Below are 24108 nucleotides of genomic sequence, written 5' to 3'. Positions count from 1 at the left end.
GATGGGACGGGACGTACAACGGCAACAGGATGCCGAGCAGCGATTACTGGTTCACGGTAATCTACGACGAACCGCTCACCGACCAGAGAAAGGAGTTCAGAGCCCATTTTACCTTGAAACGTTAAACTGAATCAAAGAGTTTATAATAATAAAAAACCTGGACACTTAAAATATCCAGGTTTTTTATTTTAAGCTATTTGGAGTTATATTCTAAAGCCTAAGGTTAAAATAAAGTCAGTGAATTTGGACTGTATTAAAGCAGAGTCTGTTAGTCCAACATTATAGAGTTGATAATTAATATCTCTTTCAGCTTGACTAAAAGCAAAATCAAGATTCAAATTCCCAAAATTATAACCAACACCTAATGAATATCCAGTTAGATCACCATAAAAGTTATCATCTTTATATGGACTTTCTTCAAAACGATAGCCTCCTCTAAAACTAAATTGTTTAAATCTGTATTCTCCACCTAATCGATAAGAATTAGAGGTATCTAAAGCATTATTAATGTTACTATTTAATGCTGAAAAGAAAATATCAGATGTCGGTCTAAATTTAGTGTTGCTATAATCTTTTATGGAATAATCAAAGCTTAACAAACCAGTCTTTCCGAATATATAAGCTACACTACCAGTTAATTTTGATGGGGTTTGAAGTCTGTATTCAGGGAAGATATTAATTACATTTGGATTGATAATTTGGTTAACATTCATGTCGTTTTCTATCCTTGAAGTGGCTAAATATTGAGTAGTCTCTTCAGAAATCCTAAACCATGTCGGTGAATTATAAGATAACCCAACTCTAAATTCTTCAGTAAGCTTTGCAATACCACCTAATTGAAAAGAAAAGCCACTACCCGTGGTCAATAGATTATTTTCAAAATCTACACGTGTTATTGTAGAATTGGCATTGGAGTTTGATTCATTCAACACCGTAGTTCTTTCATAATCGATAAAATGTGCGTTTAAATTAATGCCTAAAAAGATTTTATCGTTATAACTTGTTGCAAAATTGAAAGCAACTTTTCCGTTATATCCTCTACTAGCATAAAGGAACTGTTGACTAAAATCCGTACCATTAAGATCGATGTTGGATACGTAAGCCGTATTATTATCTACATTATCTACAGGGTCTATTATAAATCCTTCATAGCCTAAAAAAGCTTGTTGATTTTCAAATCCATAAAAAGAACCAATTTCAGAGTAAGCCTGGGATATGGTTTCATCTGGAAATGCTGAAATCTCGTCTAATCTTTTTCCTTGGGCGTTTAATAAGAAATAGCTTCCAATCGAATTATTAGGGTTGACACCTCTTGCTACCCAATCATCATCAAAATCAGCTAATCTATCATAAGCAGCACTTAATGCAAACTTTTTCCATGGTGAGCTTTCATCTCTATTCACAAAAACAAAAGATACACCAAGTTGATTAATATCAAAATTAGAATTGGAAGACGTTGTAAGGCCGTCAAAATAACTGATATCATCTTTTTTATTAAAAACGCCAATTGAAGCAGATGCATGACTATTATTAAAAATGACAGAACCTGCTGGGTTTATATTTACAGCAGACATATCTCCACCGAGTGCACCAAATGCACCACCCATTGCTCTAAATCTAGCCGTTCCTTGAATATCATCCATAGAATAACGAACCGCATCAGTAATATCTTGAGCTAAAATTGAACATGAACTCGCTATGCCTATGCAAAGCATAAGTGTTTTTTTCATAAGTCTATTCCTTTAAGATTTTGAGATTAAATTAATTATCCTCTACCACGTCTTCCACCGCCTGATCTTGAACCGCTAGACGATCTAGAACTGCCTGAAGAACGTACACTACCCGAAGATCTTGAAGATGTACTTCTCGATGATCTCACAGATCCTGAGGACCTTGTACTTCTCGATGATCTCACAGACCCTGAAGACCTTGTACTTCTCGAAGATCTTATTGTACTAGAAGATGGTCTGCTACTATTAGGTCTACTTATTCTAGTATTTGACCTAGATGAAGGAGACGTACTTCGTATGGACCTACTTCTTGACGATCTCGTAGCTCTTGTATTATCCCTTCTGATAGTAGAATTAGATCTGTTAATTCGTGATCCTGATATACTTCGTGAGAGTCTGTCTGTAGAATAATCTCGTCTTGATAATGCTGAAGTACTTCTGAGTCGTCTATCAAAATTATTGTTGCCAAGAAGATAACCTCGTCTACCTCCATTCAAGGCAACACTATTATTGCCGTAATATCCGTTCCAGCACCAATTATTCCAGCCGTAACCCCAACCAGGATTCCAGCCCCAATTGTTCCAACCCCAGCCAGCGTTCCAGCCCCAGTTGTTCCAACCCCAGCCAGCATTCCAACCCCAGTTGTTCCAACCCCAGCCAGCATTCCAACCCCAAGGTCGTCCCCAGCTCCAGTTGTTCCAACCCCAGCCCCAGCCAGCGTTCCAAAGCCATGGATCGTTCCATCCATACCAACCATTATCTATAAAGTTTATAGTTATGTTATCATTTGCTTGTCCCCAACCGCCGTAAACAGGCCTTTGTTCTAAGGTATCTTGTGCTCTTTCAAGATAGTTTCCTTCATAAGAATCTATATCGGTAAATATTTCGCTTTCTCCCAAAACTGCATCAAGTTCTGCCGCACTTTGAGCAAAGTAATTTTTATAGTAGTCTGAATCGTTTGTGGATGTTGTGGTTACAGGTTGTTGTTCAACGTCTTTAGTGTAATCTTCTGAAGAAGAATATATACCGTCATCATCATAACCTACGTATTGAAAAGAACCACAGGACGTTAACATGGCTACTAAACCAAGTGCAACAAAAAATGGCAATTTTTGATTTATAAAAGTTTTAAATTGCATATCTCTTTAATTTATTGTTGAACATAACAAAAATAGTTAGTTTTGCGAAACTATTTTATTATTTAACAATGTCACAAGATTTGTGCCAAAACACTAAAAATGAGTAAAAATCTTACGAGTAGGGCTGAGGATTATTCAAAATGGTATAATGAGTTGGTTGTGAAAGCTGACTTGGCTGAAAATTCAGCTGTAAGAGGTTGTATGGTCATTAAACCTTACGGATATGCTATATGGGAGAAAATGCAGGCAGAATTAGATAGAATGTTTAAAGAGACTGGTCATCAAAATGCTTATTTCCCACTTTTTGTTCCCAAGAGTTTGTTTGAAGCCGAGGAGAAAAATGCAGAAGGTTTTGCCAAGGAATGTGCTGTTGTTACACATTACAGGTTGGAGTCTGACCCTGAGAACGAAGGAAAGCTCAGAGTAGACCCTAATGCTAAATTAGAAGAAGAACTTGTTGTTCGACCAACGAGTGAGGCTATAATCTGGAATACTTATAAAGGGTGGATTCAGAGTTACAGAGATCTCCCTATATTAGTAAATCAGTGGGCCAATGTTGTGAGATGGGAAATGAGAACGAGACTGTTTCTGAGAACTGCCGAATTTTTATGGCAGGAAGGACATACTGCTCATGCCACCAAAGAAGAGGCAATAGAAGAGACGCAACAAATGAACAAAATCTACGCACAGTTTACTGAAAATTTTATGGCTATTCCTGTCGTACAAGGAGTAAAAACTGAAAGTGAGCGGTTTGCTGGTGCGGTTGATACTTATTGTATAGAAGCTTTAATGCAAGATGGTAAGGCCTTACAAGCTGGAACATCGCACTTTTTAGGTCAGAACTTTGCCGAAGCATTTGATGTTAAGTTTACAAATAAAGCAGGAAAGTTAGACTATGTGTGGGCAACATCATGGGGTGTTTCTACTAGGTTAATGGGTGCCTTAATTATGACGCATAGCGATGATAAGGGATTGGTTCTACCTCCAAAATTGGCTCCTTATCAAGTGGTGATTGTTCCTATTTATAAGAATGATGAACAGTTTGATGCTGTAAGGAAAGTGGCAGATCAAATTATTAACGACTTAAAAGCATTAAATATAGGAGTAAAGTTTGATGGTAGAGATACTTTGCGTCCTGGTGCTAAGTTCGCACAGCACGAACTACAAGGCGTTCCATTAAGAATTGCGATTGGTCCTAAGGATTTAGAAAATGGAACTGTAGAATTAGCGAGAAGAGATACTTTTACTAAAGAAATAGTTGAGTTAGATAGTATTAATAATACCGTAGTAGAATTATTAGGGGAAATCCAAGATAGTTTATTCAATAAAGCTTTAGATTTTAGAGATTCTCATATTACCGAAGTAAATGATTTTGAGGAGTTTAAAAAGGTTTTAGAAACTAAAACAGGATTTATTTCTGCACATTGGGACGGTACATCAGAAACTGAGCAAAAAATAAAAGAGTTAACTAAAGCAACTATAAGGTGCATTCCTTTAGATGGCAAGGAAGAAGAAGGGGTGTGCGTTTATACTGGGAAACCATCTAAGCGAAGAGTACTTTTTGCCAAAGCATATTAATTTTTTTAAAAAAAATAAGTTAGTTGTTGCAACATTTAAAAATAGTTGTATTTTTGCATCCGCAATGGAAACATTGTGGGTTCATTTAATAATGAAAATAACCTAATGGCCCGTTCGTCTATCGGCTAGGACGCCAGGTTTTCATCCTGGTAAGAGGGGTTCGATTCCCCTACGGGCTACAATTTTTAATAAGAAAAAATAAAATGGCAAATCATAAGTCAGCTTTAAAAAGAATTAGAAGTAGCGAGAAGAAGAGAGTGCTAAACAGATATCAGCACAAGACAACTCGTAATGCTATTAAGAAACTACGTGAATTAACTGACGCTAAAGAAGCTCAGGCAATGCTACCTTCTGTGATTAGTATGATTGATAAATTATCTAAAAAGAATATTATTCATTCTAATAAGGCTGGTAATTTAAAGTCTCAATTAACAAAGCACGTTGCTGCTCTATAAATAAGAAGTAACACGTTATATAATATAAAGGTTTCCAATTTGGAAACCTTTTTTTATGGTATAAAACAAAAAAATCCTTGAATTTTTAATTCAAGGATTAATCATCAAAATTGTTTTAAGTTTTATCCATTCATAGAGATAAGGAATTCTTCGTTATTGCGTGTTTGTTTAAAACGATCATTAATAAACTCCATCGCTTCTACAGGATTCATATCTGCAAGATATTTGCGCATTACCCACATTCTTTGAATGGTATTATCATCTAGCAATAAATCATCGCGTCTGGTGCTCGAAGATGTAAGATCAATGGCAGGGAATATGCGACGGTTAGAAATCTTACGGTCTAATTGTAATTCCATATTACCAGTACCTTTAAACTCCTCAAAGATAACTTCATCCATTTTAGAGCCAGTTTCTGTAAGTGCTGTTGCTATAATGGTTAAAGATCCACCATTTTCGATATTTCTAGCAGCACCAAAGAAACGTTTTGGTCTATGTAAGGCATTGGCATCAACACCACCTGATAAAATTTTACCTGATGCAGGTTGTACCGTATTGTAAGCTCTTGCCAAACGTGTTATGGAGTCTAATAGAATGACGACATCATGACCACATTCTACTAATCGTTTTGCTTTTTCTAATACGATATCTGCAATTTTGACGTGCTCGTGAGCTTCTTTATCAAATGTAGAAGCAATAACTTCCCCACGGACATTACGTTGCATATCTGTAACTTCTTCAGGTCTTTCATCAATAAGTAAAATCATTTGATATACTTCAGGATGGTTCGCTGCGATAGCATTGGCAACATCCTTTAGTAACATGGTTTTACCTGTTTTTGGTTGTGATACAATCATACCACGCTGACCTTTTCCTATTGGAGAAAACAAATCCATAATTCTTGTAGAAATGGTGCTTTGTTTTTCTGCTATATTAAATTTTTCTTTTGGAAAAAGAGGTGTTAAGTGTTCAAAAGCCACACGATCCCTAACAACATTTGGATCTTGTCCATTGATTTTACTGACTTTGATTAGTGGGAAATATTTCTCCCCTTCTTTAGGAGGTCTAACGTGACCAAGAACTGTATCACCCTTTTTAAGACCAAAGAGTCTTATTTGGGATTGTGATACATAAATATCATCAGGTGAGGTCAAATAGTTATAATCAGATGATCTTAAAAAACCATAACCATCCTGCATAATATCTAAAACCCCTTCACTTTCGATGATAGCATCAAACTCAAAATCAGGTTCGCGATAACGGTTTCTGTTATCCTTATTACCATTATTTTTCTGGTTGTTATTATTTCGGTTTTGTTGTCTGTTATCGTTTTTCTGACTGTTACTATTAGAGTGTCTCTTATCGTCTTTGCGATCGTTAGATTTGTTGTCTTGCTTTTGTTGACTTTGTTTATCGTTTTGATTAGCCTTCTGTTCCTTAGACTTAGGATCTTCTTTTTTATCAGAAAACTCTAAAGACTTTTGATCATTATTTTCTTTAGGTTTTTGCTGTACTCTTGCTCTTCTTTGCTGAGGCTTGTTCTGCTTTTGCTTTTGCTCTTGTTTTGGCTTAGAGTCTGTGTCTACCTTAGTTTTGACCGCCTCTGGGTTTGCAGCTTGATAATCTAGGATTTGATATACCAAATCTAGTTTTTTAAGGCTTCTATATTTTGGTACATTGAGTTGTTTAGCGATATCCTGTAACTCAGGAAGCTTTTTAGCTTTTAACTGTGAAATTTCAAACATTCGTATGTTATATAATGTATTATAATTTGATAGTGTTAATTCAAAATTTTCTAAATGAAATAAAAAGAAAAAAAGTGAAATTAATCTGGAAGATAGAACGCTACAACTTAGAAGTTTACTGCATTCTATTGCAATAATACAATTTTATTTTAAAATAATTTCTATCTTTTTAAAAAATAAACTACTAATTTTGCGCAGCAATTTTTATTGAAGATATGATTCAACGCATACAAACACTTTATTTATTCTTTTCTTTAGTCGTTTCGGCAGGATTGATTTTTGTGTTTCATTTGTGGAATAATACAGAAGGCGTAAAGGTTTATGCAACAGATAATTATTTGTACTTGGGTTTTTTTATGGCCTCTGCGTTATTATCTTTAATTTCAATTTTAAGTTTTAAAAATAGAAAGTCTCAATTTATCATGGGACGAATTAATATCATATTAAACTTTATTTTACTAGGAATCTTTGTATATCAATCTCTAAATTTATCTGGAGAAATTAACGTTTCTGAGAAAGGTATTGGGATTCTTCTTCCTATTTTTTCTATTGTGTGTTTAGCCTTGGCTAACAAGGCTATTAAAAAGGACGAAGATCTCGTAAAATCTGTAGATAGATTGCGATAGAACCTAAAATCTTAGTAGTATTAGTGCGAAAAACCCAGACACTGCCGTCTGGGTTTTTCATTTTTACCTCTCAAATTCTATGACTTCTAAGTCTTTGATTTGTGTACCATCAATTTTAAAACGTAGCATTGTTCTTTTTTGATGAAAACCGTGTTTTCCAATAGCACCTGGATTCATGTGTAAAAGATTTAATTTTTTATCGGGAATCACTTTCAGTATGTGAGAATGGCCACAAATAAATAAATCAGGTGGATTATTCTTAAGTATTTCTCTAACACGACCATTGTATTTTGGTGGGTATCCTCCTATATGTGTTATCCAAACATCAATACCTTCACATATAAAACGTAAATTAAGTGGAAATTCAGCTCTGGCTTTTGTATCATCAATATTACCATAAACAGCTTTTAGAGGTTTATATTTTATTATTTGATCTGTTACTGCTAGATCTCCAATATCTCCCGCATGCCAAACTTCGTCCACCTGTTTTACATATTTAATAATGGTGTCATCAATATAGCCGTGTGTGTCCGATAAGAGCAATATTTTTTTCATTAAGACAATATTGTGATTTTAACTAATGATTCTACTTATCTTTGTGACTTAAAAGGCAAAAATAGCCAATCTTTTGAGATATTTTTTAGAGTTATCATATAACGGTAAAGCCTATCATGGTTGGCAAAACCAGCCCAACGCTATTTCGGTACAAGAAGTCTTAGAAAAAGCGCTTAGTACTATTCTAAAGGATACGATCGAAATTGTTGGGGCAGGAAGAACAGATGCAGGTGTTCACGCCACTCAGATGTTTGCCCATTTTGATTTTGAAGAAAATTTTAACTCAAAAGATTTAACCTATAAGTTAAATTCGTTATTGCCTAAAGATATTGCTACACATTCTGTTTTTAAAGTTACGGATGATGCTCATGCTAGATTTGATGCCTTAAGTAGAACCTATCATTATAGAGTTTCAACGTTAAAGAATGTATTCGATTATGACTATGCGTTTCAAATGCATTTGCCATTAGATATCAATGCTATGAATAAGGCTTGCAAAATTTTATTTGAGTATAAAGATTTTCAATGCTTTTCTAAGAGTAATACTGATGTAAAAACGTATAATTGTGATATCATGGATGCCTTTTGGAAAAAGAATGGCGATGAACTTTTGTTTGTAATCAAGGCCAATCGCTTTTTAAGAAACATGGTAAGAGCGATTGTTGGTACGATGATAAATATTGGATTGAATAAAATGAATCCTGAGGATTTACATCAAATAATTGAATCAAAGGACAGAGCCAAGGCTGGTTTTTCAGTTCCTGCACATGGCTTATATTTGGTAAATATCGAATATCCTAAAACTATTAGAATTGAATAAACAGTTCCGGAGTTAATTTCGGCTAATCATGGCAGAGAAAGAGAAAAAGAAAATATTTGACACGACGCTTTTTAAGCGACTGCTTCATTATATAAAACCATATAAGGCTGTTTTCGTTATTTCATTGCTATGCGTTATTGGTCTAGCCGCTTTTGGTGCGTTAAGACCTTTGGTGTTAAAAGAAGCCATAGATGTAAAAATAGCCAATAAAGAGTATGATGGTTTTGTATTTTACATGGGCATCATGTTACTTCTTTTAATTTTGGAAGTAGTCTCACAGTTACTATTTATATACTATGCAAGTTGGTTAGGTCAATCTGTGGTAAAAGATATACGGGTTAGGCTGTTTAAGCACATTTTAAGGTTTAAAATGACCTATTTTGACAAGTCTTCAGTTGGGGTTTTAATCACAAGGACGGTAACGGATATGGAGCGTATTGCTGATATTTTTGGACAGGGTCTGTTCATGATTTTTAGTGATATTCTAAAAATGCTTGTGGTTGCTATATTTATGGCTTTTATCAATTTAAAATTGAGCTTAATGGTCTTTGCAACCATGCCAATTATAATAGTGGCTACAAGGATTTTTCAAAAATACATGAAACGTGCTTTTGAAGATGTACGTACCGAAGTGTCTAATCTAAATTCTTTTGTTCAAGAGCGTGTCACTGGTATGAAAATATTGCAGTTATTTACACGTGAGGCTACCGAGTATAAAAAGTTCAAAGAAATTAACGAACGCCATAAAAAGGGATGGTTAAAAACCGTTTGGTATAATTCTATTTTCTTTCCAGTAGCAGAGTTTGTGTCCTCCCTTACCATGGCTTTAGTAATTTTGGTTGGTGGTTTTACTGCTATGAATGAAGGAGCAACCACAACTTTAGGAGATCTTATTTCATTCACTATGTTCATCCCAATGCTGTTTAGGCCATTGTATCAAATTGCCAATAAATTTAATACGTTGCAAATGGGAATGGTGGCTGCAGATCGTGTTTTTAAAGTATTAGACACCACATCAAATATTGATGATCTTGGAACTATCGAAGCGAATCACTTTAAAGGAGACATAGTATTTGATAATGTAAGATTCTCTTATGTTAAGGGTGAAGAAGTATTAAAAGGGATTTCGTTTAATGTTGAAGCTGGTGAAACCGTTGCTATTGTTGGTGCAACGGGAGCTGGGAAGTCTACGATTATTAATTTATTAAATCGTTTCTACGAGATTGATTCTGGTCATATAAGAATTGATGGTACAGACATAAAAAATATGACCTTAAGTTCTCTACGAAATCAAATCGCTGTAGTTTTACAAGATGTATTTTTGTTTGCAGATACTATATTAAATAACATAACACTGAATAATGAGTACATTACAGAAGAAGATGTGGTTATTGCGGCTAAAGCGATTGGCATTCATGACTTTATAACAAGTCTACCAGGTGGCTACCACTATAACGTAAAGGAAAGGGGTGTCATGTTGTCCTCTGGTCAGCGTCAGTTGATTTCTTTCTTAAGGGCTTATGTGACTAATCCTAGTATTTTAATTTTGGACGAGGCTACATCGTCTGTAGATTCGTACTCCGAGCAATTAATACAAGAGGCTACAGATACCATTACAAAAGGTAGAACGTCTATTGTTATAGCACACAGATTAGCAACCATTCAGCAGGCAGATAAAATTATTGTCATGGATGCTGGACAAATTGTTGAAATAGGTACACACAAATCACTACTCAAAAAGAAAGATGGCTATTATAAAAATCTCTACGAAGTACAGTTCTTAAAGGCTGAAGCCGTTTAAAAATGTTTATTTAGGTCTAAAATCCTCAAGATTTATTGTTCCTGTCATAAGCATGATGACAAAGGCTACAATGGATGTAAGTATATAAGCGACAAAAAATAGCGCCAAGAAGATAATAGACCTCAATAATAGATCGCCAAATGATAATTTGAAAATTCTGGTTAGTATATAACAATGGTAAATAAACATCAATGGCCACGTCAATAAACTAAATGCAAAGTAGCTATCAGGGATTAACATAAGAACAATTTGAGTTGCAAATGCCAACAGTACGGACAACATAGACATGGAGTACAAATAGATAATAATGTGCTCAGTAAAATTATATTTCTTATTAAGAAAAACTATCCATGATATAAATGCAAAAAGTGGTATTAAAAATGAATAAAAAAGGGAGTTGTATTCAAAAATACCACTTGAGGTTTGGTCAAATATTTCTTTATTAATGCCTCCAAATTTTTCGGCAAAGTCTAAATGCTGGATGTAGAACTTTTTTATAATAAACAATGAAAGTCCTGAAATGGTAAGCGATAATCCAAAGAAACTAATGGGGTTTATGTAGCGTTTTCTTATACCATTAATATAGCCAGAAATAACATCCTCAGGTTCTCTAAATAGTTGAACAAAGGTTCTCAACAATTTATTATCATAATTAAAAAATGTTTCACTTAAATGTTCAAAAAGATTTTTAAATGATAAGCGTTTTCTAATGACTTTTCCGCCACAACGACTACAGTATTCGTCCTGCTCATCTAATTCGGTATAACAGTTTTTGCAATTCATTTGTTAATTATTAGTGCTATGGCGACAATAATAAGCATTGCTATAATAGTTAAGGCCAATAAGGACCCTAAATAAATAACCATGGCTAAAATAAATTTAGCTAGTGTGTTCCAAAAGTCTTCATTAAAAACACGTTTAAGAACATAAAAAAAGTATATAAAGGTAGGTAGCGTAAGTATGGTAGAAACAATAACATAATTAAGACCAAATAATAAAAAAAGAATACTAAAAATAGCAGTAATTATTATGATTTGTCCTGAGTAGTAAAGATTTACGACTAAATGTTCTGTATAATTGTATTTTCTGTTTCTAGTGATAAAATAAGCCAACCAGGTTCCTAAAGCTGAGAGTGGAACCGTTAGGATGTAGATTAACCCTTGATATTTTGTGAATATATCAGATTCAATACCCGCAAATGGATTATTTTCCTGACCAGGCATACTTTGAATAGTTTGATTTAATTGCGAATCAAATCCAATAGCATCTCTAAAAAAAGTAGTCATTAAAAACACTTGTATACCAGCCAAGGTTAAAGAAACAGCAAAATACTGTAATACGTCAATATATCTTTTTCTAGTACCATTAATATAGCCATTTATGACAACTTCGGGTCTTTTAAAAAGATCAATGAATGTTTTTAAAAGTTTATTATCTATAGATAAGAACTGCTCATTTATCTGTGCTGCAATTACTTTTGGTGTCAATCGATTTTGAATAATCTTTGCACCACACTCATCACAATACTTTTGTGAGTCAACAAGAACCTTATTACAGTTTTTACAGTTCATTTCGGGCTAGTTCAAATCTTCTTTAATCTTTTTAACAAGATCATCCGTGTCTTTAAACATCACAAATTCACCATTTTTAATATAGGAGATTTGTCCGGTCTCTTCACTAACTGCAATCGCTAATGCGTCTGTTTTTTCAGTTATGCCAATGGCAGCTCTGTGGCGCAGACCAAAACGTTCAGGAATATTCTTTTCATTATTTACAGGTAGAATAACACGCGTGGCCTTTACCACATTTTTATCTATGACAATGGCACCATCATGTAATGGACTATTTTTAAAAAAAATACTTTCTATAATGGGTTGCGAGACTAAAATATTGGTCTCATCGCCAGTATTGGTTAAAAAATCGAGGTTGTTATTGCGCTCAATGACGATTAAAGCTCCCGTATTAGTGGCGCCCATTCGATTGCAAGCATTGATTATAGCCTCAACATCTGTAGACGTTTGGTCGTCGTTTTTTAGAAATTTAAAATTCTTGAAAATACCCTTTTTACCACCAATATTGGTAGAGCCTACGAGGAGTAAAAATTTTCTAATTTCAGGTTGAAAGACCACAATAAGTGCAATAATACCAACCTTCATAAAACCATCAAAAATACTGTAGAGCATTTGCATTTTCAAGTAGTCAGTCAGTCGCCAGGCAAAATAAATGATAAGAATACCAATAAAAATATTGATAGCTACAGTACCTTTTACGAGCTTGTAGATGTAATAGAGTAGAATGGCGACAAGGAAAACATCTACAAAATCTATAAATCTAAAATCCCAAAGTTGTAAGTTTTCCAAGGTTAGTGCTTTTTGCTAATTTAATAATTTATGTTAATAAATGAATTCAAAAGGACTAACAATGATGTCCTCTCTTTCTATTTGTGATAATTCTGATTTAATTGCAATGTAATCCTGAAAAGTTAGTTCTTTATCAAAATATAGATCTAATGAAAAACCTTCTGATTGAATCTCAATGTTTTGTGCTACAGGAATCTCACTGATGTAATCAGAAATAGAAAGGAACTTATTTTTATATCTAATACGCCTGTTCTTCTCGAAGATGATAGATAAATCTATATATGCGCTTAACAATAACTTGCTTCTATAAAACTCACTTGAAGGGTCTAATAGTTGAAGATTTAAAGAGTCATTTTCAATATCAACATTTTTGTAATCAACATTCGTAAACTCCAAAAACCCCAAATTATTAATACTCTTGTCATTACAGGTAAAATAATTCTTTGCAGCCTCATTTTTATGCATCGATGCTTTTTTGCGCTTATTTTGTAAATATTGAATATGTGGTATAGCCTGTTTTAGTGTTAAGCGTTTATCTACATTCACTAGCCAGTTGGTAGTGCCAATAAGATTTTTTCTATTAAAGAGGGTAGAGTCTGGTTGTGTTTCATCATAAAAAATATAAACTGGAGAAACGTCTAAGACTTCAGTGACTTCAGCACTTTCAATTTCTGGTAGTTGTAACACACGTTCGTTGTTACAGCTTAAGATTATTGTAATTACCAGGAGGTATATAAGTTTCTTCATTTAATTTTTGGATAATTGATTGAATAAAGTCACACAGTCTACAGCTTGTTTTACATCGTGTACTCTTAGAATTTTTGCACCTTTTTGTAAGGCAACCATATGTAAAGCGGTTGTGCCATTAAGCGCATTTTCTGATGTTGTGTTTAAAGTTTTGTAAATCATGGATTTTCTTGAAATACCTGCTAAAAGTGGTTTATCTACAATTTGTAGTAATTCCAGATGGTTCAAAAGCTCAAAATTTTGTTCCAGAGTTTTTGCAAAGCCAAAACCAGGGTCTATAATAATATCGTTGATTTTTGCGGCATGCGCTTTTGCGATCCGTTCACCAAAATAGCTAATGATGTCTTTGATTAAGTCATCATAATCGGTCAGTTGTTGCATGGTCTTAGGGTTGCCTTTCATATGCATCATGATGTAAGGTACTCCAAGTGTCCCAATGGTATCTATCATATTGTTGTCAACATGACCAGCTGAGATGTCATTGATTAAGGCAGCACCTGCTTCAATACCTTTTTTAGCAATTTCACTTCTAAAAGTATCTATTGAGATTAAGGTTTCTGGATAATATTTCAAAATTAAATCTACCACTGGGATTACACGATTCAATTCTTCAGCTTCAGTTACGTAATCTGCTCCAGGACGTGAACTATAACCACCAATATCTATAAAAGTAGCACCATCGTTCAGCATGGTTTCAACCTGTTGTAATATTGTAGATTCGTCTTTGTATTGTCCACCATCATAGAACGAATCTGGTGTAACATTGAGAATTCCCATCACTTTGGGTGTGGACAAATCAAGGAGTTGGCCTTTGCAATTTATGGTCATATCAGGAGATAAAAGAGGTTGCTTAAAACTTTAAACCTCAAACTTTGAACTTCTAACTTATTTATGCGAAATTTACACAAATTTTTACGGAATAATATGCAAGATACATCAAAACAGTACGATGCGGTAGTTGCAAAATGTAGAGCGCTTTTTATTAATAAAATGAGTGATTACGGAAGTGCGTGGCGAATACTAAGATTGCCTTCGCTAACCGATCAGATTTTTATAAAAGCCCAGCGTATTAGAAGTTTACAGGAAAATGCAGTCCGTAAAGTAGATGAAGGGGAAGTCAGTGAGTTCATAGGTATCATTAACTATTGTATAATGGCATTAATTCAGTTGGAAAAGGGTGTTGTTGAACAACCAGATATGGATACAGAAGAGGCTACCAAGCTTTATGATGAAAAAATTACACTAACTAAGGAATTGATGATGAACAAAAATCATGACTATGGTGAAGCTTGGCGGGATATGCGCGTTAGTTCATTAACCGATTTGATTTTACAGAAATTATTACGTGTTAAACAGATTGAAGATAATTCTGGCAAAACAATTGTAAGTGAAGGTATTGATGCCAATTATCAAGATATGATAAATTATGCCGTTTTTGCCATGATTCATTTAGGAGAAGGGGAATGAGGGTTCGATGAAACCGAGCAAAATTTTGGTACAATCGAAGCCTTTATCAAATAAAATAGATTATCGCTTGCAAGGAAATAACAAAGACATATGAAATACATCACACAGATTAGTAGAATTTTTGTTGGAGTTTTATTTATTATTTCAGGTTTTATAAAACTGAATGATCCTTTAGGATTCTCTTATAAACTTCAAGAGTATTTTGGAGCTGATGTTCTAAATCTTGAATTTTTAATTCCTTATGCTCTTCTGTTTTCTGTATTTGTAGTGGTTTTTGAGGTAGTTTTGGGAGTGTTTTTACTTATAGGTTATAAACCAAAATTCACAGTTTACAGTCTTTTGGCAATGATTGTCTTTTTTACCTTTTTAACCTTTTATTCGGCGTATTTCGATAAGGTAAAAGACTGTGGTTGCTTTGGTGATGCCTTAAAATTAACACCTTGGGAAAGTTTTACAAAAGATTTGATACTGCTTGTTTTTATTGTCATTTTGGTAGCAGGTTTAAGACACATAAAACCACTCTTTACCAAATTACCCACAACAGTTTTAGCTTTACTTAGTTTTATAATATCACTTTGGTTTGGGTATCATGTTTTGATGCATTTGCCAGCCATAGATTTTAGGGCTTACGCAATCGGCAAAAATATACCTGAGCAAATGGTAGTGCCAGATGATGCCCCAAAACCAGTTTTAGAATATACATGGACATTTAATGTAAATGGTGAGGAAAAGGAATTTGTGACTAACGGTAGTTATCCAGAAGTTGATGGTAATTATGTTGGTGTAGAAACCAAAACAATAGATGAAGGTTATGTGCCACCAATTCAGGATTTTTCCATTGAGTCTGAAGATGAAGACCTGACGACTTACTTTATGGAGAAGGATAAACTGGTCATGATCGCAATGTACAATATTACTACAGCCGAAGCGGAGGGGGTTTCTAAATTAAAATCGTTTACAGACCGAGCCATGATAAAGGGCTACACGGTAATTGGTTTAACGTCGTCTGGTGAAGATGCCAAACAAAAGGTAAAGCAAGATTACGATCTTAATTTCGATTTTTACCTTTGTGATGAAAAGGTGATAAAGACTATTGTACGAGCCAATCCTGGAATTGTATTATTAGAAAAAGGCACAGTAGTAAATAAAGCACACTGGAATGATATTGAAGATATAGAACTGTAATTTGGTAAGCTATTTTGTAAATAAATTATTCTATGCATTTATCACCTTGTTAGGTGTAATTACAGTCATTTTCTTTTTATTTACCATACTTCCTGGCGATCCTGCGAAGATGATGTTGGGTCAAAATCAATCCGCTGAACAGGTTGAAGCTGTAAAGAAAAAGTACGGATTTGATAAACCCATTGGTACACAGTTTTTGTATTACCTCAATGATTTATCTCCAATTTCATTTCATTCAAACAATCCTCAGGATTATACCTATCTAAATACCAATAAGTATAATGCAGCTAAGTTGTTTTCCACCTATAACACAACAACGGTTTTAAAAACGCCATATTTAAGGGAGTCGTTTACCAAACAAGGAAAAAAGGTAACTGACGTCATTGGGGAAACCATACCCAACACTTTTGTTCTAGCGGTTTCTGCAATCCTAATAGCCATAATGTTAGGTATTATTTTCGGAATAGTTTCTGCATTGTATAGAGATACTTGGATAGATAAAACGATACAAATCTTTAGTACCCTTGGCATGAGTGTTCCGTCGTTTTTTAGTGCGATTATTTTTGCTTGGTTGTTCGGATTTGTCTTACACAAGTATACTAATTTGGAAATGACTGGAAGTCTCTATGAATTAGACGATTTTGGTGAAAAAATGACTATTCAGTGGAAAAATCTCATTCTACCTGCTATAGTCCTAGGGATTCGGCCATTAGCTGTTGTCATTCAATTAATGCGTAACTCGCTTTTAGAGGTAATGAGTCAAGACTACATAAGAACAGCAAGAGCCAAAGGATTAAGCGAGTTTAAGGTGATTAAGAATCATGCCGTAAAAAACGCATTGAATCCTGTAGTTACTGCAATTTCAGGATGGTTTGCATCCATGTTGGCGGGTGCTGTTTTTGTAGAATATATATTTGGATGGAATGGTCTCGGTAAGGAAATCGTTAATGCCCTAAACACTTTAGATTTGCCCGTAATAATGGGTTCTGTTTTAGTGATAGCCATAATCTTTATAACGATTAATATTCTGGTAGATTTAATCTACGCATGGTTAGACCCTCGTGTAAAGCTGTCTTGATAATTAAGTGATAATTATCAAACAGCATTGAGCATTAAAATCTTATTTTTGTAGTCTTCAAACGAAGTAGAATTAATTTATAAAATCATGAGAAAACATATTGTTGCTGGGAACTGGAAAATGAATAATGGTTTAATTCAAACCAAAACCTTAATTACAGAGTTAAAGAAACAAGAAAAAACGTCTGATGCAGAGGTAATGATAGCTCCTACATTTACCAACCTATGGCACGCGTTTGAGGCCACAAGGCAATATGATATAGAAGTGATTGCACAAAATATGCATTTTGCAGAAAGTGGTGCCTACACAGGTGAGATTAGCGCTGGTATGCTAAAGAGTATCGGTGTGAAAACGGTGATCCTTGGACACAGCGAACGCAGAGCTTATTTTAATGAAACGGACGAATCTTTAGCAAAAAAAGTAGATGCAGCATTAGCCAATGATATGCGAATAATTTTTTGTTTTGGTGAAGAATTATCTGATCGAAAAGCCGGAAATGAGGAGAGTATCGTAGAAAGGCAAATCAGAAATGCATTATTCCATTTAAAATCAGACGCTTTCAAGCATATTGTTTTGGCTTACGAACCGGTTTGGGCTATTGGGACTGGAGAAACAGCGACACCAGACCAAGCACAGGCTATGCATGCCTTTATTAGAAAAACTTTAGCTGAGAAATATGGTAATGCTATTGCAGATTCTATTTCCATACTTTATGGAGGCAGCGTAAAACCGAATAATGCTAAAGAGATTTTTTCTAAACCTGATGTGGATGGTGGTCTTATTGGCGGTGCTTCGTTAAAAGCGGAAGATTTCTTTGCGATTGTGAATGCATTTTAGATGGTAAATCCAATATATATAGGTTATGAGTTTAAAGTAGAGCCACTTCAACCTGCTACGGAAATTTTAATCGCAGAGCTTGGCTATGCTGGATTTGAAAGTTTTGTAGAACATTCAGAAGGGGTCACAGCCTATATTCCAAAACAGGATTGGAACGCCTTTATTCTTGAGGATATTCAGATTTTGCATTCTGATGAGTTTACTATAACCTACGAGTTTAGTGAAATTGAACAAACCAATTGGAATGCCGAATGGGAAAAGAACTTTAAACCAATAGTTGTAGATAACTTAGTAACCGTTCGAGCACCCTTTCATGATGTACCTAACACAAAATATGACTTAATTATTGAACCGAAAATGAGTTTTGGTACAGGGCATCACGAAACCACACACATGATGATTCAGCATATTTTAAAAAATGATTTTAAAAACAAATCGGTTTTAGATATGGGTTGTGGTACAGGTGTTTTAGCGATTTTGGCTGAAAAAGTAGGTGCTACAAAGTTAGACGCGATAGATATTGACAATTGGTGTTACCTCAATAGTTTAGAAAATGTAGAGCGAAACGGTTGCAAAAATATTTCGGTTTATGAAGGCGATGCACAACTTCTAGAAGGTAAACACTACGACACAATTATAGCTAATATTAATCGAAATATTCTTTTAGAAGATATTCCTCAATACGTTGCCTGTTTAAACGAAAACGGGGAACTGTATTTAAGTGGTTTTTATGAGCAGGATGTTACGTTACTTGAAGATTTATGCAACAAACACATGTTAAAATTGAAAGAAACTATAAAAAGAGGAGATTGGGTTTCGTTAAAATTTATAAATTAGTGGGGTAATATTAAGGAATCTCAAATCTGATTGCTGCTATGACGAAGGAAAAATTATCTGAAGAGTTACTTATTGAAGAGAAAGTTGTAAAACAAAATGAGATTGTTTTATTCAATGATGATGTAAATACCTTTGATCACGTTATTGATACGCTCATTTATGCTTGTGATCATACACCAGAACAAGCAGAACAATGTTCTATTATAGTGCACTACAAAGGAAAGTGCACGGTTAAGACAGGGCCTTATGAAGATTTAAAACCGAGATGCTCTAAGTTGCTGCAAGCTGGTCTCAGTGCAGAAATAGTATAAAAAAATCCCTCAGTTGAGGGATTTTTTATTTTGACATTCTTCCAACCGCACAGCTCACAAATGATTTTGCCTTTTTAGGAAAAGAATTTTCCTCACCTGCCATCGGATAGCCTAGATCAGATAGTTTTGTTTTCACAGATTTAAATGCAATATCAGATCCGTAATTAAAGTTAACCTCACTAGTATCGTTGTTAACATTAACATCAGAGATACCTTCGAGTTTTGATAATTGTGTCACAATGGTATTGGCACAACCACCACATTTTAGATTTTGTACTTTTATTGTTGTGTTCTCCATTTGTATTTATTTGCGTTTACACGTGTTCCATCCAAATGGTAAATATAGCGGACAGAAACTAATAAAGCTTGTCAATAAGAATACGATGGCAAGCGCCATTAATACGTAGGCTAGTGTACCTTCAATGACATTAAAATAATACAATAAGGCTATTCCGATTGCAACTACAATTCTAATGCCTTTGTCTAAATTTCCCATGTTTTTTTTCATAATAATAAAGTTTTAGAGTGTTGATGGGCAAACAAAATTTGTTGTAGGTAAACCTGTTTTTTTAATAGCACCAAATCCACCCGCAATGTCCACTAAATTATGATAACCTCTAGCTTTTAGAATGGATGCTGCAATGACAGAACGATAACCACCTGCACAATGTATGTAGTAGGTTTTATCTTTATCGATTTCGTTCATTTGATTGTTTATATAATCGAGCGCGAAATGTTGTGCATTTTCTAAATGCATGCTTTTATATTCACCATCTCTACGGACGTCCAATACATTCAATTCTGAGGCATTAGCTCTTTTCTCAAATTCTTCTGCCGAAATGGATTCTAAGGTGTCAATTTCCCTTCCAGATGCCTTCCATGAATCAAGACCACCTTCAAGATAACCTAGGGTATTGTCATAACCTACACGAGATAATCTTGTAACAGCTTCTTCAGATTTGCCTTCTGGAACAACTAATAAAATAGGTTGTTTTATATCTGTAATTAATGCACCAACCCAAGGAGCAAATTGGCCATTTAATCCAATAAATATTGAGTTGGGAATATGTCCTTTGATAAAATCCGCTTGTGTTCTAACATCTAAAACCAGTGCAGATTCGTGATTTGCCAATGCTTCAAATTCTTCTGGTGACAATGGGTTGTTTCCTGTTTTAAGAATATCATCAAAAGCGTTATAACCCATTTTATTCATCATAGCATTTTTGGCAAAATACTGAGGAGGTGGTGCAATGCCGTGAAGGACTTCCTCAATAAACTCGTCCTTTGTCATATCTGCACGTAGCGCATAGTTCGTTTTCTTTTGTTCGCCTAGAATACCAACGGTTTCTTTGCTTAGATTTTTACCGCAAGCAGAACCCGCACCATGAGCCGGATATACAATAACATCATCAGCCAATGGCATAATTTTGTTTCTTAGGGAATCATATAACATACCAGCTAAATCACGCTCTGTAAGATCTGATTTAATGGCTAAATCTGGTCTTCCGACATCACCTAGGAAAAGGGTGTCTCCGGAAAAAATAGCATAATCTTTACCGTCCTTATCCTTAAGCAAATAGGTTACCGATTCTAAGGTGTGACCTGGTGTATGCAGTACCTTTATTGTAAGTTCTCCAAGTTTAAGTTCTTCGCCATCAGTTGCCGAATGAATATTATACGCGGTTTGCGCACCTGGACCAAAAACAATTGTCGCACCTGTTTTTTCGGCTAAATCCACATGTCCTGAAACAAAATCTGCGTGGAAATGTGTTTCTAAAACGTACTTTATCTTAGCATTATTGGCATTTGCTTTGTCTATATATTGCTGTGTTTCTCTTAAGGGGTCAATTATAGCAACTTCTCCTTGAGATTCAATATAATAGGCTCCTTGTGCCAAACATCCTGTATATAATTGTTCAATTTTCATTTATTATAATTTTCTATTTAAACACTTATGAAGGTTGTGAAACCTTCTCCAACCATTCTAAATTTAAGCGAAATTATTAAAGTAAAAAAACCTTAATGTATTAATTGTTACATAAGTCGTATGTCAATGCGGAAGCTTACGCTTTAGCAATCCATAAACAAATGTACCGGCTAGGGCAGCAGCAATAACGATGAGCATGGAAAAAACACCTGTACCAACTAAAATATACATTGGCCCTGGACAAGCTCCACAAAGCGCCCAGCCCAATCCAAAAATACTTCCACCTGCTAAATAACGTATTAAGCCTTTGTCCTTAAGTGGGACACGTATATTTGTGCCTTCCGTTGTTTTGAGTTGACTCTTTTTTGCAATTAACAAAAGTATAATACCTGTTGTAACAGCAGTACCAATGATACCATACATATGAAAGGACTGAAACTTAAACATTTCGTAAATGCGATACCACGACACTGCTTCAGATTTAACCAATACAATACCAAAGAATATTCCGACTAAAAAAAACTTTAAAACTTTTTTCATCTTAAAACAAAATTGGAAAGATTACATGAATCATAATTAGACCACCAATAAAAAAACCTATAACCGCTATAAGAGAAGGTAACTGTAAGCTACTTAACCCGGTTATCGCGTGACCGGAAGTACAACCACCTGCATAACGTGTACCAAATCCAACTAAAAAACCGCCGATAAGTAAGATGGCTATCCCTTTGAAGGTAAACACATTGTCCCATGCAAATAATTCAGGAGGTAATAGGCTACTTCCTGCATTTTTAAAACCAAGATCATCTAAATCCTTTATAGTTTGCGCATTTAAGTCAATATCGATAGGATTTGATAGAAAATAGTGAGCTATAAATCCGCCGAGAACAGCGCCAAATACCACGGTGAGATTCCATCTCTGGCTCTTCCAGTCAAAATTAAAAAAATCAGATAGTTTGCCAGCACCACCAATGGCACACATAGTCCTAAGGTTGGAGGACATTCCAAATGTCCTGCCAAAATAAAGTAGCAAAAACATCACTATAGCTATACATGGGCCAGATACATACCAAGGCCAAGGTTCTTTAATTAGTTCCATTTAAAGTTTAAAATTTGAATGTTAAGGCTTACGATTCTGTGATGAAATCAAAAGTCAATAATATGAATCTTATTTCTTCCTAGGGTTATACGCTCCTGTTTTTCAAGCTGCTTTAATAATCTTGAGACCACAACTCTAGAGGTATGAAGATCTTCAGCTATTTCTTGATGTGTAATTTCTAGGTCTATAGATCCAGAGAGTTTGACCTTATCTGTGAGATATTTAAAAAGTCGTTCATCCATTTTCATAAACGCTAAAGTGTCTATAGTCTCCAGCATTTCATCAAAACGTATTTGATAACTTTGTAGAATAAAACTCCTCCAACTGTCGTTTGTATTAAACCAAGTTCTCATATGATCAATAGGAATCATGATAACTGTAGTTTCTTCGTCTGCTATGGCTCTTATCTTACTTACGGATTTTGCCATACAACAAGTTAAGGACATAGCGCAAGTATCACCAGACTCTAATACGTATAGCAGTAGCTCACTACCTTCATTATCTTCCCGAAGAACTTTGATATTTCCTCTTATTAAAAGAGGTACATATTTGAGCTCTTGACCAATATCAATAATGATATCATTTTTCTTAAAGGTTCTTAGCTCTGCAGCTTTAGAAATATTGTCGAGAATTTCTTCGTCAAACAAATATGAAAATTGTTCTAAAATATCTTTTGAAATCATGTTTCAAAAATAATCATTTAGAATTTTGAAATAAATAGTTTGGTTGTTTTTTAATAAAAGTTATATATTTGCAGCCCTTTACAAGGCCTCGTGGCGCAACTGAATAGCGCATCTGATTACGGCTCAGAAGGTTGCAGGTTTGAATCCTGCCGAGGTCACAGCCAAAATCCTAATACATTTATTGCGAATGTGTTAGGGTTTTTTATTTTTTGCTGTGACCAAATTGTGACCATCATTTTATAGTTAGAAAGATAAGTATAATCCGCTTTTATATCAAAAATATAGAATAATAAGTAAAAACAATGATGTTGTATTCCGTTGCGAGGTAAATCTAAAAGATTTATTGTTAGGAATCCAAGGGCATTTTTTCAGTTAAAGATCTATTAAATAATGATTTTTCTAAAGTAAAGTCAGAAGAAATTAATTATAGCCAGTGTTGTACGTAGTTTTTTATTCCGCATTTATATATTCATAAAGTCCCTTTAATTCAGTCGAATTGAGTGATTTCGACCACAGATTTCGATGGTAGTCAATTCCGAATTCACTGATTTTAGAACTGTCAATTCTTTTATTATTCAACGTCATCCAATTCCAGAGTAGAGTAGAGTCCGTTTTTACTAATGCTGGTCCAGTCATATTTTTATTCAGTTTGTGACAAGCAGCGCAATTTGCGTTAAAAATCTGTTTTCCAATTCGTCCGTTTTCAGTCAATTTAGGCGAAACAGTTCCGCAATAGAATTCAGGTGTTTCAGTTCCGCATCCCAAATTTGTCGGTTTGTTAAAACTATATAAAACATAAGAAATTCCGATTGTCAAAATCAATAATCCGCTTGATATTATCAAAATCCGATTTGTCAATTTCTTCATAGAATTTCCTTTGGTTTACGGTTTGCCAAAATTACGTACAACGTGTTTTTGTATGACTTCGTTGCGGGAAATCCGCGAGGATTTTCCGCCGTAACCGAAAGATAGCAAATTGCAATGAATTCCGATTAGGAATTCAGCCGCAATGAGCTATACACGTCTTAAGTTTACAATCTATTATTTTTAGAAGATTAATCAGAAAGAACAAAAGAGAGGATTAAGATTAATATACACGGTGAAGCGATAACTTCGACAACAATGATA

The 24108-nt window shown here is 34.5% G+C and carries 28 protein-coding genes and 2 tRNA genes; 14 read left to right on the top strand and 16 right to left on the bottom strand.

What is annotated here, in order from left to right:
- A partial coding sequence (locus ACFQ1K_RS05695) for a T9SS type B sorting domain-containing protein (protein ID WP_386133942.1) occupies positions 1–125 on the top strand: 125 nt, incomplete at its 5' end.
- Positions 126–203: 78 nt separating this feature from the next.
- Here ACFQ1K_RS05695 and ACFQ1K_RS05690 read toward each other — a convergent pair.
- Both ACFQ1K_RS05690 and ACFQ1K_RS05685 read right to left on the bottom strand, forming a co-directional pair.
- Positions 204–1730, bottom strand: coding sequence for an OmpP1/FadL family transporter (locus ACFQ1K_RS05690; protein ID WP_320556826.1), 1527 nt, complete (start codon positions 1728–1730; stop codon positions 204–206).
- 35 nt (positions 1731–1765) lie between these two features.
- The gene (locus ACFQ1K_RS05685) at positions 1766–2869 is read right to left on the bottom strand and encodes a hypothetical protein (protein WP_320556825.1); all 1104 of its coding nucleotides are present in this window, start codon (positions 2867–2869) and stop codon (positions 1766–1768) included.
- Positions 2870–2968: 99 nt separating this feature from the next.
- On the opposite strand from ACFQ1K_RS05685, the gene proS reads away from it, so the two are divergent.
- From proS to rpsT, 3 genes are all read left to right on the top strand, one after another.
- Entirely contained in the window at positions 2969–4447 is a 1479-nt protein-coding gene (proS, locus tag ACFQ1K_RS05680) for a proline--tRNA ligase (RefSeq protein ID WP_320556824.1), read from the top strand.
- A gap of 107 nt (positions 4448–4554) precedes the next feature.
- Positions 4555–4626: transfer RNA gene (locus ACFQ1K_RS05675), tRNA-Glu, on the top strand.
- Positions 4627–4650: 24 nt separating this feature from the next.
- On the top strand, positions 4651–4902 hold the full coding sequence (gene rpsT, locus ACFQ1K_RS05670) for a 30S ribosomal protein S20 (protein ID WP_320556823.1): 252 nt from the start codon (positions 4651–4653) through the stop codon (positions 4900–4902).
- 122 nt (positions 4903–5024) lie between these two features.
- Here the strand turns inward: rpsT and rho are convergent, their stop codons facing one another.
- Complete coding sequence (gene rho / locus ACFQ1K_RS05665; protein WP_320556822.1) at positions 5025–6647, bottom strand: transcription termination factor Rho; 1623 nt, start codon at positions 6645–6647, stop codon at positions 5025–5027.
- 215 nt (positions 6648–6862) lie between these two features.
- On the opposite strand from rho, the gene ACFQ1K_RS05660 reads away from it, so the two are divergent.
- Positions 6863–7273 (top strand): DUF4293 domain-containing protein, encoded by a 411-nt coding sequence (locus tag ACFQ1K_RS05660; RefSeq protein WP_320556821.1) that lies wholly within the window; start codon positions 6863–6865, stop codon positions 7271–7273.
- A gap of 63 nt (positions 7274–7336) precedes the next feature.
- Here the strand turns inward: ACFQ1K_RS05660 and ACFQ1K_RS05655 are convergent, their stop codons facing one another.
- Positions 7337–7828 (bottom strand): metallophosphoesterase family protein, encoded by a 492-nt coding sequence (locus ACFQ1K_RS05655; RefSeq protein WP_320556820.1) that lies wholly within the window; start codon positions 7826–7828, stop codon positions 7337–7339.
- Positions 7829–7901: 73 nt separating this feature from the next.
- Here ACFQ1K_RS05655 and truA point away from each other — a divergent pair, with 73 nt between their 5' ends.
- Positions 7902–8648: a tRNA pseudouridine(38-40) synthase TruA gene (gene truA, locus ACFQ1K_RS05650; protein WP_320556819.1), complete on the top strand. Its 747-nt coding sequence runs from the start codon at positions 7902–7904 to the stop codon at positions 8646–8648.
- A gap of 28 nt (positions 8649–8676) precedes the next feature.
- Positions 8677–10449, top strand: a complete 1773-nt coding sequence (locus ACFQ1K_RS05645; protein WP_320556818.1) for an ABC transporter ATP-binding protein — start codon at positions 8677–8679, stop codon at positions 10447–10449.
- A 6-nt stretch (positions 10450–10455) separates the two neighbouring features.
- Here the strand turns inward: ACFQ1K_RS05645 and ACFQ1K_RS05640 are convergent, their stop codons facing one another.
- From ACFQ1K_RS05640 to folP, 5 genes are read right to left on the bottom strand one after another with little or no spacing between them, the layout of a single operon-like run.
- On the bottom strand, positions 10456–11232 hold the full coding sequence (locus ACFQ1K_RS05640; RefSeq protein WP_320556817.1) for a DUF3667 domain-containing protein: 777 nt from the start codon (positions 11230–11232) through the stop codon (positions 10456–10458).
- Complete coding sequence (locus ACFQ1K_RS05635; RefSeq protein ID WP_320556816.1) at positions 11229–12020, bottom strand: DUF3667 domain-containing protein; 792 nt, start codon at positions 12018–12020, stop codon at positions 11229–11231. The genes ACFQ1K_RS05640 and ACFQ1K_RS05635 overlap by 4 nt, the downstream gene beginning before the upstream one ends.
- 6 nt (positions 12021–12026) lie before the next feature.
- On the bottom strand, positions 12027–12809 hold the full coding sequence (cdaA, locus tag ACFQ1K_RS05630) for a diadenylate cyclase CdaA (protein WP_320556815.1): 783 nt from the start codon (positions 12807–12809) through the stop codon (positions 12027–12029).
- A gap of 33 nt (positions 12810–12842) precedes the next feature.
- Positions 12843–13556 carry a hypothetical protein gene (locus ACFQ1K_RS05625; protein WP_320556814.1) on the bottom strand — a complete coding sequence of 238 codons (714 nt, stop codon included), beginning with the start codon at positions 13554–13556 and terminating at the stop codon, positions 12843–12845.
- Positions 13557–14384 (bottom strand): dihydropteroate synthase, encoded by an 828-nt coding sequence (folP, locus tag ACFQ1K_RS05620; RefSeq protein WP_320556813.1) that lies wholly within the window; start codon positions 14382–14384, stop codon positions 13557–13559. It abuts the gene before it with no gap.
- A gap of 96 nt (positions 14385–14480) precedes the next feature.
- Here folP and ACFQ1K_RS05615 point away from each other — a divergent pair, with 96 nt between their 5' ends.
- From ACFQ1K_RS05615 to ACFQ1K_RS05590, 6 genes are all read left to right on the top strand, one after another.
- The gene (locus tag ACFQ1K_RS05615; RefSeq protein ID WP_320556812.1) at positions 14481–15023 is read left to right on the top strand and encodes a DUF1599 domain-containing protein; all 543 of its coding nucleotides are present in this window, start codon (positions 14481–14483) and stop codon (positions 15021–15023) included.
- A gap of 90 nt (positions 15024–15113) precedes the next feature.
- Positions 15114–16208 carry a BT_3928 family protein gene (locus ACFQ1K_RS05610; RefSeq protein WP_320556811.1) on the top strand — a complete coding sequence of 365 codons (1095 nt, stop codon included), beginning with the start codon at positions 15114–15116 and terminating at the stop codon, positions 16206–16208.
- 1 nt (position 16209) lies between these two features.
- Positions 16210–17286 carry an ABC transporter permease gene (locus ACFQ1K_RS05605; RefSeq protein WP_320556810.1) on the top strand — a complete coding sequence of 359 codons (1077 nt, stop codon included), beginning with the start codon at positions 16210–16212 and terminating at the stop codon, positions 17284–17286.
- Positions 17287–17373: 87 nt separating this feature from the next.
- A complete protein-coding gene (gene tpiA / locus ACFQ1K_RS05600; RefSeq protein ID WP_320556809.1) occupies positions 17374–18123 on the top strand; it encodes a triose-phosphate isomerase in 750 nt (249 codons plus the stop codon).
- Positions 18124–18960, top strand: coding sequence for a 50S ribosomal protein L11 methyltransferase (gene prmA, locus ACFQ1K_RS05595; protein ID WP_320556808.1), 837 nt, complete (start codon positions 18124–18126; stop codon positions 18958–18960).
- Positions 18961–18998: 38 nt separating this feature from the next.
- The gene (locus ACFQ1K_RS05590; protein ID WP_320556807.1) at positions 18999–19271 is read left to right on the top strand and encodes an ATP-dependent Clp protease adaptor ClpS; all 273 of its coding nucleotides are present in this window, start codon (positions 18999–19001) and stop codon (positions 19269–19271) included.
- A gap of 25 nt (positions 19272–19296) precedes the next feature.
- On the opposite strand, the gene ACFQ1K_RS05585 is transcribed toward ACFQ1K_RS05590, so the two are convergent.
- The 6 genes from ACFQ1K_RS05585 to ACFQ1K_RS05560 all read right to left on the bottom strand — a co-directional run bounded on the left by ACFQ1K_RS05585 (position 19297) and on the right by ACFQ1K_RS05560 (position 22980).
- The gene (locus tag ACFQ1K_RS05585) at positions 19297–19569 is read right to left on the bottom strand and encodes a heavy-metal-associated domain-containing protein (RefSeq protein WP_320556806.1); all 273 of its coding nucleotides are present in this window, start codon (positions 19567–19569) and stop codon (positions 19297–19299) included.
- Between the two features lie 6 nt (positions 19570–19575).
- Entirely contained in the window at positions 19576–19779 is a 204-nt protein-coding gene (locus ACFQ1K_RS05580; RefSeq protein ID WP_320556805.1) for a YgaP family membrane protein, read from the bottom strand.
- A 12-nt stretch (positions 19780–19791) separates the two neighbouring features.
- The gene (locus tag ACFQ1K_RS05575) at positions 19792–21198 is read right to left on the bottom strand and encodes an MBL fold metallo-hydrolase (RefSeq protein ID WP_320556804.1); all 1407 of its coding nucleotides are present in this window, start codon (positions 21196–21198) and stop codon (positions 19792–19794) included.
- 123 nt (positions 21199–21321) lie between these two features.
- Positions 21322–21738 (bottom strand): DUF6691 family protein, encoded by a 417-nt coding sequence (locus tag ACFQ1K_RS05570; protein ID WP_320556803.1) that lies wholly within the window; start codon positions 21736–21738, stop codon positions 21322–21324.
- A 1-nt stretch (position 21739) separates the two neighbouring features.
- The gene (locus ACFQ1K_RS05565) at positions 21740–22297 is read right to left on the bottom strand and encodes a YeeE/YedE family protein (RefSeq protein ID WP_320556802.1); all 558 of its coding nucleotides are present in this window, start codon (positions 22295–22297) and stop codon (positions 21740–21742) included.
- Between the two features lie 47 nt (positions 22298–22344).
- A complete protein-coding gene (locus ACFQ1K_RS05560; protein ID WP_320556801.1) occupies positions 22345–22980 on the bottom strand; it encodes a Crp/Fnr family transcriptional regulator in 636 nt (211 codons plus the stop codon).
- Between the two features lie 84 nt (positions 22981–23064).
- On the opposite strand from ACFQ1K_RS05560, the gene ACFQ1K_RS05555 reads away from it, so the two are divergent.
- Positions 23065–23138, top strand: a tRNA-Arg gene (locus tag ACFQ1K_RS05555).
- A gap of 292 nt (positions 23139–23430) precedes the next feature.
- Here the strand turns inward: ACFQ1K_RS05555 and ACFQ1K_RS05550 are convergent.
- Positions 23431–23847 carry a c-type cytochrome gene (locus ACFQ1K_RS05550; protein WP_320556800.1) on the bottom strand — a complete coding sequence of 139 codons (417 nt, stop codon included), beginning with the start codon at positions 23845–23847 and terminating at the stop codon, positions 23431–23433.
- Positions 23848–24108 lie beyond the last annotated feature (261 nt).

Origin of the sequence: Winogradskyella aquimaris, assembly GCF_042676105.1 — a bacterium.
In the GTDB taxonomy this organism is placed as follows: Bacteria; Bacteroidota; Bacteroidia; order Flavobacteriales; family Flavobacteriaceae; genus Winogradskyella; species Winogradskyella aquimaris.
This window is presented reverse-complemented; position numbering and strand designations above follow the sequence as displayed.